This window comes from uncultured Rossellomorea sp., from assembly GCF_947488365.1.
GTDB lineage: Bacteria > Bacillota > Bacilli > Bacillales > Bacillaceae_B > Rossellomorea.
Window position 1 is genome coordinate 364,423 of record NZ_CANKZT010000003.1, and the last position, 12,949, is coordinate 377,371.

The following is a 12,949-nucleotide window of genomic DNA, read 5'->3' on the forward strand; positions in this document are numbered from 1 at the left end:
AATCGGTATACCGCGACTAAAAGAAACAGCTTTCATTCACGCTATTTCTTTTTTTTTTGAATACGAGGGTGTGAGATGAATCTTTAACCTTATCATAAGCTCCTCCATTGGATAATAAAAATGATAGGAAACATATAAAAGTGAGTTAGATGATGCGGTTATGGTAGGTGGCTCTTCGATCTAGAATATTGTCCTGGATTCGCTGAACTAGAGGTTGGGGACGGCTGTAGAAAAATCGTTTAATGATTATTAACATGGGAATCTCTCCTTTCAATCATTCATTGATTAAGCAATCAGGTTATGGAGATGGGCCCTGCGATCCAGGATATTGTTCTGGATTTGCTGAACTTGGGGTTCGGGACGGCTTTGGAAAAAACGTATAATGATCATGAACATAAAAATCTCTCCTTTCATTAGTTGTTGGTTAACCGATGCTGTTATGGAAGTTTGCACGGCGATCTAGGATGTCATCCGTGACGCGCTTTACTTCTGGGGCAGGATAGTGATTGAAAAATACTTTAATAATGGCAAGCATCGTCATTCCCTTTCTTTAAATATCAGTGTGTTCTTTAAATGATATGTGAGAGCTGAATAAAAAGTGACACATATGTCGTTATTATAATCGACAAAAGTGTCATTTATAACCACTTTTTAATTTTTCTTATAAAAAAGTATTATAATGCAGTATTTTTACTTTTTAACTTTCTGAATAATGGATAAAAAGGATTGAAAATAGATATAAGTATCGCTATAATTAAATTAATAAAACGACATTTATGTCTATTATAAGAGCGGGAGGGTTAAGATGAGTTCATCATTAAGAAAAAATAAACACTTCGTTACCTTAATGACGGCACAGGCTATTTCAAGTTTGGGAGACTGGTTGAGTATTGTGGCAATCATTACGCTGGTTGGACTGAAATGGGAGGCAACACCCATGCAGATGTCCTTTATCATCCTGAGCCTGGCACTGCCGATGGCTCTATTGGGACCGATCTCGGGGACCATTGCAGACAGGATGGAACGAAAGACGTTAATGATTTTTTCAGATGTGGTCAGGGGAGTGCTCATCCTGCTATTGACGCTTGCGACGAAAGTTTGGATGGTGTACGGCTGTTTGTTTCTAATCGGAATTTTCTCTTCCGTCTTTGTGCCGGCAAAGAATGGGAAGTTGAAGGAGCTGGTCCAGGATGAACACATCAAGGGAGCCATATCTCTGTCGTCTACCATCGATTCAAGTACGAAAATCATTGGTCCGTTGGTGAGTGGGATCCTGGTTTCAACGATGGGAACCTACAATGTATTTTATATCGATTCAGCCACTTTCTTTCTCTCTGCGCTTTTCATTTTGCTTTTACCTAAAGCGTTGAATGAAACGGAAGCTGTTGAGGGAATGGAGAAGAAGGGTGGGCCTTCCTTTAAAGAGGAGATCAAAGTCGGGATGGGCTTTATCAAGGAAAGCAGGTTTTTACTGTATGGATTGTTTCTACTGGGTGTCAGCTTATTAATCCTGCAATTATCTGATTCCCAAATCATCGTATTACTTCGTGAGTTGACCGATGTATCTCCTGATCTATTCGGTTATACGGTGACGGGGGCGGGTGTCGGTATGCTCGTGACAGGGATTTTCCTTTCTAAGAAAACAGATTACAACGCATTCTTCTATATGTGCTTCGGAGTGTTAGGTATTGGAATAGGGTTTGGAACGATGGCGATCCTGACGTATTATGATCTAAGCCTGTCATTGCTTTGGGTTCCTGCACTCGGCTTCCTGGCAGGGGGCTCAGCCGGATTTGTTTTTATTCCGTTTCAAGCAGCGGCACAGGTGAAAACTCCTGTTCATATGACGGGAAGGGTATTTGGAGTGGTCAACAGTACAACGACTACAGCAACGATCATCGGGCCATTAGCCGGTGGGGGACTTGCCACGATCATAGGTATCATTCCATCCTTTATTGTCACAAGCTCATTACTGATCGTACTATTCATTGTTTCTGTTTCGGTAAGAAATAAAGTAGAAGAGGGGGAGAAGGATGTCACCGAAAGTCAGTCAGGAACACAAGGAGCAACGCCGCTCTAACTTATTAGAAGCAGCAAAAGAGGTATTTATTGAGCATGGCTATGAAAAGGCCACGATGAAGCATGTGATGGATAAGGCAGGTGTCAGTCGGGGGGGATTGTACCAATACTTTGATAATAAAGAGGATCTGTTCGAAGCGTTGATTGAAGAACAGCAGATGCAGTCGATAGATGAGTCCCTTCAGGCGATGCTTAAACATCAGGGCTCCTACTGGGATGCTTTATTGATGACCTTCCTTGGGGAAGCCAAAAAGCCTACCAATAACATGGATCCATTGGCTCCTTCCAAGCTGGAATACTTCATTACAGGAAGGAATGAAAAAAGAAGGCAGGAGCATGCCAGGAAGCGGTTCGTTCAAGCTTATAAAATGACCATTCACATAATCGAAGAAGGCATAAAAGCGGGAGAATTTGCTCCCCGGTTCGAAGTGGAAGTGATAGCAAAGTCCATTATCTCCTGGATTGATGGCATGGCAGTGGATCATGCCATCTTAGACTCTGAAAGTATACGATTAAAGGAACAAACCGAGATGCTTCTGGAGTATTTGAAATGGGGATTAAATGTGAAGGAATAGATGCAATCGTAGTAGAAGAAAGAAAAAGGAATTCCTGATGAGAGGTTTCCTTTTTTGGATTTGTGATCCCTTAACCGACAAACGTATTGTAATGCAGGAATCCGACATATAGCTCATTTCACTGAATGTATAACGAATAATGAGGAATAATAGTGGCGACAAGCAATTAGGAGGCTACTTGATGACAAGTACTTTTGAAGCTATTTCAGCCATTATTAAAAATTTTGTAGATGAAGCACCTAAACCCCCTTTACATGTCGGTGAAGTCATGGATCTTTGGACAGCATTTACCGCATTTCATGAAGCCCAATCTCTTTATCAAGTAGGACTGAATACAACGAGTGATCAAGATATGGAACACGTGTTACAAAATGCGTTGGAAGGTAGCAAGACTGATACGAAAAAAATAGAGGAATTCCTTTTAAAAGAAGGGGTTCCGTTGCCTTTGGTCAACCCTACAAAACCATCGTCGAATTCAGCTGCGGTGCCTGAAGGAGTTAAACTGAAGGATGATGAGATTGCCAATCTCATATCTGCCAAAGTAGCCACTTCTATCACCTTTTGCGCACAGGCTATGTCCAAGACCGTTCGGACCGACGTCGGATTAATGTTCTTTTCCATTCAAATCAACTTAATGAAATTCGCTGCCCCTTTAAAAAATCTAATGATTGCAAGAGGCTGGCTGAGAATTCCACCTAAATATAATCCTCCTGGGTTACCGGAAAAAAGCTAAGGATTACCTGAACGTAAGGTTGATATATTTGAAAGGGGAAAGAATTGGATTTACAACTGATCACTTGATGATCGAATAATTTAGTATGAAGAAGTTCATGAACAATAGTCTACGAAGGAAGTTTATCTTAAAGGTAAGCTTCCTTTTTTTTGAATTAATCCTTGAGATGAGCAGAGTGTTTTGAAATAATTGGAATTGATCGGTATAATTGTAAAATTCGAGTCAAAGGGAGAGAATCTAGTGAAAGAAATGAAAATTTTCTCTTTTTTATTTATATTGTCATTGCTTTTCTTGAGTGGATGCCATTCAAGTCCTGTTCAAGAGGAGAAGGGTCTATTTCAATATAAAGCTTCTTATGTAGGGGATAATGGTGCTGTTGGCCAAATTACCAGGAGATTGCCAAATCCGGATGGTGAACATATCAGTGGATTGGAGGTTCAAACGAAAAAAGAGCCCTATGGCATTACACTGAATTACATCAATGTATAGAAAAGTGAAGGTATAAAAACAAATTACAAAGAGCTTGCTCTTCATAATGCCAATTATATCCTTGCATTAGTTGAAAACGCAGAATGGGTGAAATTTCATTTTGTTGAACGGGAATTCAGCGTAACCAGAGAGGAACTAGAGAACTTGTATGATAAAGATATAAAACAATTTTCAAGCGAAGAAGAACTGAGCAAGTTCATCCAAGGATATTTGGAGGATTCGGATAGAGTGAACAATTTTTTTGAGTGAAGAGGTATGATGGTAATCCTTTTGTATAAAAGATTACCTCTCTTGCCACAATCAGCTCGACCGCTAATTAAGAAAAAAGGTGAGAAATGAATGTATAGACATATGCCTTTGAACTATATATGTCCTTTTTGTTTGGCGGTAAATGGAGAAGAGGACGAAGAAAATAAGAGAGTTCAAACGAAGCAGCAGGATATTATTTATAAAGATGATCATGTAACAGCATTGATTGCAACCTTATGGTGGCCAAATAATAAAGGGCACGTGATCATCATACCGAATGATCATTATGAAAATATCTTTGATCTGCCACTAGAAATAGCTACTAGAATACATGAGTTGGCCCGGCAGGTCGCTCTGGCACTCAAGGAATGCTATGGCTGTGATGGTATCTCAACAAGACAGCATAATGAACCTGGTGGCAGTCAGGATGTCTGGCATTATCACCTGCACGTTTATCCTAGATCTTTTGATGATGACCTTTATCTTACTCATGGGGTGTTAAGTGACCCATCGGACCGTTTCGTTTATGCGGAAAAGCTTAGAGGATGGTTTCGTTCTAATAGACTGAGTGAAATAAAGCAGGCGGGTGAATGAAATCTGAAACTATTTATCAGAATTTTCGTAAATGTATGTTTGGATAGGAGTGAAACATATGGAATTAAAAGTAACAAAGAAAGACGAAAACTTAAATATCAAATGACAATTAAGCAACATCACTATTCCATTATCCGATATTAAAGAGGTGAGAGATGATGATACATCTAGCGGGGAAGGCAAAACAGCAATGAGAATAGGTTATCCATATGGACACACGGATAGAGTCATGATCCAAACAAGTTCAGAAACGTTATTCTGTTCACGAGTAATGGTGGTTTGAAAGAGAAGATTTTGTCGTCGTACATTGGAAGTCAAAGTGCACGGTCCTGATCACTACGCGGACATCGGGTTAGTAAACTATTATAAACAGGGGGAAATACATATGAACAAAACCATCACCATTCTTCACACCAATGATCTTCACGGAAACTATGAACTGGTCGTACGGCAGGCTGCGTACATAAAGGAACGTGTCAGTGAGCTTAAAGCACGAGGGGAAAGTTATTTATTGCTCGATGGCGGGGATCATTTGGATATGAGCATCAATGAGTGTCTTGCGACGAATGGCCATATGCATTTGGATATGCTTTCGGATGTCGGGTATCATGCGATGTCGGCGGGGAATAATGAGCTGCTGAGATCGACACCGGAATTAATACGAAAACATAGCCGGAAATCAAGTGTCCCGTGGTTGTTATTGAATCTCGTAGAGGGTGACGGGACTCCCATCGGCGGGATGAAAGAAACGCTTCTTGTGACAGTGGATAACGGTGTGAAGGTTGGACTTTTTGGAGCGACTGATCAATTCGGGGATCTTTATGAGAACAAGCACGGATTTAAGAATCTGGAAACCCTTGGGGGAATAAAAAAAGCTGTGGCGGATCTGAAAGAACAGGGGGCAGATGTCATTGTCTTTCTATCCCATCTGGGCTATGGTGCCGATGTGGAGATGGCGAAAGAAGTCAGCTGCCTGGTCGATGTGATCGTTGGGGCTCATTCTCATACGGTGCTTCAACGTCCCGTTGTGGAATCAGGTGTCGTGATTGTTCAAGCTGGGTCACACGGACAATATGTCGGGGAGTTGAAATTGGATTTACATATCGAGAATGGTCTTGATAAGATCAAGTCCTTTGAGGGGAAATTGGTTGAGATCACTCCCGAGTCAGAAGCCGATGCCAGTATGGAAGCCATTTTAGAAAAGGGTCGTGAGGAAACGAATGAGTTTTTCTCTGAGGTATTGTACACGACCAGTGAAGAACTTACTCATGCTGATGTCATTCAGTTAATAGCAGATGCCGTGCGGGACTACTGGAAGTCTGAGATTGGCATTATGTATGGGGGAGCAGCAGTGGATGAGGGGCTGGAAACCGGCGATGTAACGAAGGGGGATGTGTACAATCGATGCAGAAGCATGCATTCCCCAGTGTTAATGGAGCTTAAGGGTGAACAAATTGCCGGTTTGATAGAGGATTGTTTGAATCAAGAGGTTATCTCCAAGCCTGTATATGGGAATGGTTTCAGGCCGCATGGGATTGCGATCGGGGCTTTAGCGTTCTCCGGCGTTACGTGGAGAGATAATGACGGCGTAATTTCCGATGTTAAAGTGAATGGCGAAGGCCTGGTCGGAGAGAAGGTGTACAAGGTTGGGACCGGTTCGCCGTTATTGTATAAAGAGGTATGTGGATACGCTTCGGTGAAAGGGAACAAATTAGTCGAGGTTGGAAAAACAGAAATGGTGAAGGATGTGTTTATGGATTACTTAAGAGCCAATCGGGAGAGTCCAGTCAAACTCACTCGTTAAATGGCATAGAGCTGGGCATGGGATGTATGAACCGGATGTCAAAATACCACTGGAAACGATCAGCGGTGCTGAAGCCACTGATCGTTTTTACTGTGTCTGCCCCTGAGCTGTTTTTTTCTTTCTTGACTTCCAAAAAACCACCAGCCCCAATATCAACGGAAGAATGAATTGTACGGGAATATGAAGGTAATAGGGGACGAGCTTCAATCCCACATGTAAGTGCTCGGCGATGTCGTCACTTCGATGGAGGGAAAGCAGGTAAACGGCCACCAGTAAGAGGAGCACATGCCAATTCTTTTGTTTTAACTTAAACAACTGAGTCAGGACGACCCGTGCGGCGTAAAGGAAAACGGCTACTTTCATAAATCCCCCACCAATTAATAGGAGGTAGGTGAAAATCTCCAAGTGTTCGACAATACCTAAATAGGTAACCAGTTCCATCGCTTTCACAAAAGGAAAGTAATAGGTGTTTGCGAAAGGGGCGTGGAGGATTCCGATGACCAATTCCATCGTGATCATAACGACCAGGCCCGCGAGGACGATCGGTATCCATACGACCTTTTGGAGTTTTTCTTTCTTGACTATCGGTAGCAGTACTAGAAATACTACAAGCTCCCCGTAAGGAAAAGTAAGTCCTGTAGGGATAATCATTTTTTTTAAGGGCTCCCAGCCTTGTGCGAAGAGAGGCAGCAGGTATCGGGCTTGAAATTCCTCTGAAAAGAAACCCAGCAACCATAGGGTGACCAGAATCAACAAGGAACAAAAAGCCATGATGACAGCGCTCCTCGCTACTGCTTCGATCCCAAGCATGGTACAGTAAGCAACTACGAGCAGGAATGGAATGGATGCGATCCAGTTAGGGGCGTCAGGAAAGAGCAGCTGGGTTGTAAAAAAAGCAAAATCATTCATCACTCTCCCCGCTATGTAAAGGAAATAGAAGCTGAATACCAAAGCAATGACCTTGGCTAATAGGGAACCGAACCCCATTTCCAAGAGAGGGATGAATTCCTTCCAACCGCTCCTTTTTAACAGGTAGAGGTAGAAATAGAACAATGGTACTCCGAAACCTATCTCTATCAATATGGCCAGGATGCTGTCTTCCATGGCCGTGAAGTTCAAGCCGACCACAACGGTGCTTCCGATTAGAAAAAGGAGCATCATCGAACATACTTCAAGTGTGGTTATGGATACTTTGTTCATGAAATTCCGTCCTCCTTTTTCTTTATTGCTTGATGTGACCGAATCTGATGAGCTGCACATCCACATTTGTATCTACGTTCATCGAAGAGAGGAAATGTTTTTCTTTCCGTTTCTTTTTCCATACATCTGGCTGCTGGCGGTAGAGGGCATCCTTGAGTCCCAGGATGTCGGTTCCGTCCTCATGCGCTTTCTGGATTAATTGATCTATATCCGATTTAATCTTTGTTTCCATTTGTTTCTCAAGCTTTTCCTTTAAAGCCAGTTTGGTGAAATCCTTTTGACATGCTATTTGTTCCAAGTTCCCTTCGATCAACACTTTCAGACGAAAAGTGGTAGGATCACTGTCTGTCTTCAGAGAAGAAGACGTCTGAATCGTATTGACGGTGAACGGTTTTTCTGTATCCGGGCATTGATTGGATATGGATACCACCTGGTTGACTCCTTTGATCAAAGCAAGCGTATTGCTTTCTTCTGTCGTCAAGTAAGAGTGAAGCTTCTCTCCTTTAAAGGTGGCGAATCCTTCAAGTGAAACCTGGGTTGCCGGAGTAAAATCTTCAATATTCTCCTTAGATGTTCCTTTTTCCACATCTCCGTGAATCTCCACGTACGGAATGACGATGTCGGAGGTATTGTCTTCTAAATAGCTTTTGATCCTCTCGGAAGAAGTGTTCACCAAATGCCCCCAGGATTTTTTCGAATTCTTCAGCATGATATTCGTGTACAAAGCGGATAGTTTCTGCTGCGGGGTGAATAATTTTAGAAATAGATCCGGACTTTGATTTTTTAATATGATGGTATTGATCTGTGCCGGAATTCTTGAATCACGGACAAGAAAATCCAACGTTTCTCCCAAACCTTCCTCCTTAGCAAGTTTCTCGCTCAAAACCACGACTTGTAATGTATCGAGGATGGGCTCTTTCAGGCTGTCTTTTTTGATCTTCTGGATGGCCTCAGGTATGGTTCTTCCCATTTGAGTATAGGTGAATCCACCTGTCGGGTCCGTCGCATTCTTCTGATTGGCAGAAGGGTTGAACACCTGCAGTGTAATGGCATAGTGGTCATCCAATTTGTCAACTCCGAGACCTGCCACAAGTTCAACTTCATTTAAAAGGCTGCTCTTCACATATCCGACGATAAAGGTTCCCAAAATGATAAAAAGGATCGTGATGAGACGTAATTTTGATAGATTCACGAGTCACTCTCCTTTTTAGGCTGTTCTTCCATTGGTTCCTCCTTATGAAACGCAGGAATGGTCTTGTTAATGTCAGGTATAGGCTTCCGGATGAATACATCTTTTGCCATGTCCCGCCTTGTAAACGGCGAGATGGGGGCAAGATAAGGAACTGTGAACGATCGTAAATAGCAGAGATGTACCAAAAGCAATAATGTAAATAGCGCAAGGCCATACAACCCTAGCAGGGATCCAATGAGTATCAAACTGAGCTTAAGGATCCTGACTGAATAATTCATAATGGCAATCGGAACGAGACTTGAATAGATGAACGAAACACTGACGATCACAAGGGTAATGGGCTGAACGAGCTGTGCTTCCACAGATGCCTGGCCGAATACGATGGCACCAAACAGAGAGAGGGTGATGATCACGGCCTGGGGAAGGCGGCTGGTCCCCTCAAAGATGGCATCCGTCAATGTCACGATTATAAGTACCTCAAAGACGGTGGGAAATGGCACGAGTTCCTGTTGTGCCGTAAATCCCAACAGTAAATTCACAGGCAACAGACCCTTGTGGAAGGTCGTGAATGCCACATACAAACCAGGTATATAAAGAGCTACCCAAAAGAAGAGAAAACGAAGGGGGCGAATATACTTAGTGGCTTCACTGTGAATATAATAATCATCAGCTGACTGAAAGAACTGGATCAAGACAGCCGGGGCAATCAGGGTGAACGGACTCCCGTCCACGACGATGCACACCCGTCCTTCGAGAACCTCTGCCGCGGCGACATCCGGTCTGTCGGAATTCAAGACTAGTGGAAAGAGGGTTTTGGACTCTTTCGTCAAGTACTCAGAGATATAGTTGGAACCGATGACAGAGTCAGCTGAGATTTGTTCAAGCTTCTGTTTGATATCAGATAAGATGTCTGGATCAACCATGTGATGCAGATAGACAAGAGATATAGACGTACTTGTAATATCACCATAGGTTTGAGTTTCGACTTGAAGAGACGGGTTCTTGATGTATTTTCGAATCAGTGCCACATTTCCACTCCGGCTTTCTGTAAATCCCACATCCGGCCCCTGAACCGTCCGCTGTCCCTTTGGACTTGAGAGGGATCGTTCCTCCCACTTGGAGGTATCGGCGGCAAGGATCTCCGAATGCCCATCAAACAGAATGATGGTGATTCCATCCACCAGCTTGCGAAGGATCTTGTCCATTTCTTTCACTGTTTCCACATCTGTGATTTGGAGTACCGACTCTATCAAGTAAGGGATGGAAAGACTGTCATCTTCGGCTATGGGCTGGGTCAATAAAGGTTCGATGATATGCTCCTGGATGGACACGGTATCCACGATGCCATCTATATAGAGGAGGCAGGCCGAAAGACGTCCTCCGGATAACTTCAAGTATCTTGATTTAACATCCGAGCTATCACTCAAGCTAGCAAGAATCCCGGCTACCCGGTCTTCCAACGTTGCGGGTTGATTCATGTTCATTACGCTCACCCTTTAGACTATGTCAGTATGGTAGTATGCGCTAAGATTGCTTGATTATTCCATAGGGGAGTCATTTTTTATATAGGGAAGGAGAAGATTGAAATCATGACAATAAATTCTATCAGGAAGTTGGATCGAAAAGCAGAAGTCAGTCCGGAAATTCCAATATTCACAATAACTCCAGCGATTTGAACAACAATCATAACTAACAGCCGGGTGGTCTTCGGAAACTCAAAAAGACCTGTCGATTAGCGACAGGTCTTTTTGAGTTGATGTGTATTGATAAGTCATAAATGTTCTAATCGGGTTAAAGCGGAATGGATATCATCATAGGTTTCCTTTGTGCCATTCTGAATGATGATAAATGATTCTAATTCCTTTGAGTACGAAACAAACAATGGTTCCGAACAATGTTCAGTGAAGGAATGAGTAATGTCACACTCTGAATAGGTTTGGAGGGTCTGCAAGATTGTAAGAAGCTCTCGGTTTTCTGACATTTTCTTTATCTCCTTTCGAAAAAAGGGAAGGAATTTGTCGGTTTTGGATAATATTAACACAAACATGAGATGCTTGTAAGTGAGAAAAGTCATACGATAAATTAACTGAAAAGAGGGATAGCAACTCATTTTTAGATGAACGCATTGAAGAGCGGGCATCAGTATGTAAATCACTCAATGAAAACATGAATGAAAATACGTTGACCGTGGAAACTATGAACGATGCAACTCATGAAAACCCATAAAAACCCATAAAAGCTTTCATTTACTCTCTAACAAATTGAAATTGAAAAGGATCTTTTTATAAAAAATAGTTGATCGTAGGGGGTCGTGTATGAAAGAACAATATGATCGAATAAGAGAAAAGGCTTTGAATGTTGTTCACGAGAATACTGTGTATTGGCAGGAATATTGTTTCCTATCCCCACGCTGGTGGTTCTTAATAGGACTCTTCATCCTGTCCTGGTACTTCTATTTTCGTTTAACGAGAAGAGAGGAGATGCCGAGGCTGCTCTTTCTTGGGTTAATATGGATCATAGTGGCAGCGAACCTGGATGGGCTTGGATTTGAGCTTGGGTTATGGGGCTATCCGTCACAATTAATCCCTATTCTTCCAAAAGCATATGTCTTTGACTATGCATTAATCCCTGTTACCTACATGCTTCTATATAAATACTTCCCTAAAGGGAAATCCTTTTTGTATGCGAATATCGTTCTAGCAGCATGTGCATCGTTTATTGCTGAGCCAGTGTTTGAATGGTTAGATATTTATAAAGTATATCATTGGAAGAGATGGTGGTCTTTTATCATCTATATCATCCTTTCCTATGGGATAAGATGGCTGGTTGAGGTTGTATTTGATTCTGAGTCGGGCACTGATAAGAAGTGAAACGGATATTGCTGTCGTGCAATATACTCACCCCATGACACCAACTACCAGAATATTTAGTAAGACCTAGAAGTGTGGTGGGGACAGAATCGTTCTTCCTTCGTGTATCTGGGAACGATAATAAAGGAAAATCCTTTCCTTGACGGATCATGGAAAGGGTCTGTGTCATTTTCTAAATCCATCACCGGTAGGAATGATCATAAGACTAATCGAACTCATAATAGAATCCACCATTCATGGGCGTGACCAACTCAACTGAAGGATGGTGTGTAGATCATACTGTGCGTCATAAGATGGTTGGCAAAGCCCTGCCCCTGGTGCTTTCATCGATAGAGAACGAGGTTAGTAGTCTTGCCTTTTTTGATTAGAAGTGTATTTACGAAGTTTTCCCCCTTTTTCCTAAGCAAAATATCCGACGGGTTCGACGTCATGCGGGATCACTACATGGGTGGTGCCTTTGAAATAGAGGGATGATGGATTTGATCGAGTGGCATGCTGGTGAATTCCAGCTGGTCTTCCGGCAGGTGGAAGTTGCTAAGATAGTCCTTTACGGTTAAATAAAGATTTGGGCCAGCTTGAGGAATGGAATGAACAGTGACCGGGGGAGGGCTCCCATCGATCATCCGGTTTGAGGTTTGAATAGAAGTCCATCGGTCCTCTTTTTTCTGTCTTTCAACGGAAAAGGACGTTAGTTTAGCTAGATTCGGTTCCTTGAGTGATAATGAGTACCGGAATTAGAGTGAAATTCTTTATTGGGAATCCCTTCTGCTATGGAATTGATCCAAATCGGACCATAATCGATCCTGATATAAAATGATTAATCCTGCTTAAACTTTTTTGAACCTTTTTTGATTTATTAATCCTCTTTTAAAATAATCGATCCGCCGTGTCGAATTTTCTTTAGTATGGTAGCCGGGTGATCGGCCCCGTTGCTCTTAATGCAGTTGCTTGAACAATAGATTTGGGACTCTCGATCAATTCCATTCATGACAATGCTTCCGTTCATATGTATCGTTGTATTTGATAAAGGCATGGTGTGATCATCCTGTTCAGTGTTAGGAAGAAATTATAGTCTATTTGGAATTTTAGGGCAAATAGGAGTTGGAAAAATGTTCAAAATGGATTAAAATAAGAACGTATGTTTTGTTCGGAACTAAGGTAGGA

The 12,949-nt window shown here is 42.2% G+C and carries 12 protein-coding genes; 7 read left to right on the top strand and 5 right to left on the bottom strand.

Annotated features, from left to right (window positions below; all coding sequences use genetic code 11):
• The first annotated feature begins 805 nt into the window (after positions 1-805).
• The 6 genes from Q1B03_RS13010 to Q1B03_RS13040 all read left to right on the top strand — a co-directional run bounded on the left by Q1B03_RS13010 (position 806) and on the right by Q1B03_RS13040 (position 6,523).
• Positions 806-2,080, top strand: a complete 1,275-nt coding sequence (locus Q1B03_RS13010) for an MFS transporter (RefSeq protein WP_299741773.1) — start codon at positions 806-808, stop codon at positions 2,078-2,080.
• Positions 2,034-2,654 carry a TetR/AcrR family transcriptional regulator gene (locus tag Q1B03_RS13015; protein WP_299741775.1) on the top strand — a complete coding sequence of 207 codons (621 nt, stop codon included), beginning with the start codon at positions 2,034-2,036 and terminating at the stop codon, positions 2,652-2,654. Before Q1B03_RS13010 ends, Q1B03_RS13015 begins: the two co-directional genes overlap by 47 nt.
• Before the next feature lie 181 nt (positions 2,655-2,835).
• The gene (locus Q1B03_RS13020; RefSeq protein ID WP_299741777.1) at positions 2,836-3,387 is read left to right on the top strand and encodes a DUF3231 family protein; all 552 of its coding nucleotides are present in this window, start codon (positions 2,836-2,838) and stop codon (positions 3,385-3,387) included.
• A gap of 249 nt (positions 3,388-3,636) precedes the next feature.
• Positions 3,637-3,876 carry a DUF4825 domain-containing protein gene (locus Q1B03_RS13025; protein WP_299742659.1) on the top strand — a complete coding sequence of 80 codons (240 nt, stop codon included), beginning with the start codon at positions 3,637-3,639 and terminating at the stop codon, positions 3,874-3,876.
• Positions 3,877-4,215: 339 nt separating this feature from the next.
• Positions 4,216-4,719, top strand: coding sequence for an HIT family protein (locus Q1B03_RS13030; protein WP_299741779.1), 504 nt, complete (start codon positions 4,216-4,218; stop codon positions 4,717-4,719).
• A gap of 385 nt (positions 4,720-5,104) precedes the next feature.
• Positions 5,105-6,523: a bifunctional UDP-sugar hydrolase/5'-nucleotidase gene (locus Q1B03_RS13040; RefSeq protein ID WP_299741781.1), complete on the top strand. Its 1,419-nt coding sequence runs from the start codon at positions 5,105-5,107 to the stop codon at positions 6,521-6,523.
• Between the two features lie 87 nt (positions 6,524-6,610).
• Here the strand turns inward: Q1B03_RS13040 and Q1B03_RS13045 are convergent, their stop codons facing one another.
• The 4 genes from Q1B03_RS13045 to Q1B03_RS13060 form a co-directional block, all read right to left on the bottom strand.
• Positions 6,611-7,723 carry an endospore germination permease gene (locus Q1B03_RS13045; protein ID WP_299741783.1) on the bottom strand — a complete coding sequence of 371 codons (1,113 nt, stop codon included), beginning with the start codon at positions 7,721-7,723 and terminating at the stop codon, positions 6,611-6,613.
• Between the two features lie 22 nt (positions 7,724-7,745).
• Entirely contained in the window at positions 7,746-8,915 is a 1,170-nt protein-coding gene (locus Q1B03_RS13050) for a Ger(x)C family spore germination protein (RefSeq protein WP_299741785.1), read from the bottom strand.
• On the bottom strand, positions 8,912-10,399 hold the full coding sequence (locus tag Q1B03_RS13055; RefSeq protein ID WP_299741787.1) for a spore germination protein: 1,488 nt from the start codon (positions 10,397-10,399) through the stop codon (positions 8,912-8,914). The genes Q1B03_RS13050 and Q1B03_RS13055 overlap by 4 nt, the downstream gene beginning before the upstream one ends.
• 287 nt (positions 10,400-10,686) lie before the next feature.
• Positions 10,687-10,896 carry a hypothetical protein gene (locus tag Q1B03_RS13060; protein WP_299741788.1) on the bottom strand — a complete coding sequence of 70 codons (210 nt, stop codon included), beginning with the start codon at positions 10,894-10,896 and terminating at the stop codon, positions 10,687-10,689.
• A gap of 334 nt (positions 10,897-11,230) precedes the next feature.
• Between Q1B03_RS13060 and Q1B03_RS13065 the strand changes: the two genes are divergently transcribed.
• Positions 11,231-11,785, top strand: a complete 555-nt coding sequence (locus Q1B03_RS13065; RefSeq protein ID WP_299741790.1) for a CBO0543 family protein — start codon at positions 11,231-11,233, stop codon at positions 11,783-11,785.
• Positions 11,786-12,641: 856 nt separating this feature from the next.
• Here Q1B03_RS13065 and Q1B03_RS13070 read toward each other — a convergent pair.
• On the bottom strand, positions 12,642-12,818 hold the full coding sequence (locus Q1B03_RS13070) for a hypothetical protein (RefSeq protein WP_299741792.1): 177 nt from the start codon (positions 12,816-12,818) through the stop codon (positions 12,642-12,644).
• Positions 12,819-12,949 lie beyond the last annotated feature (131 nt).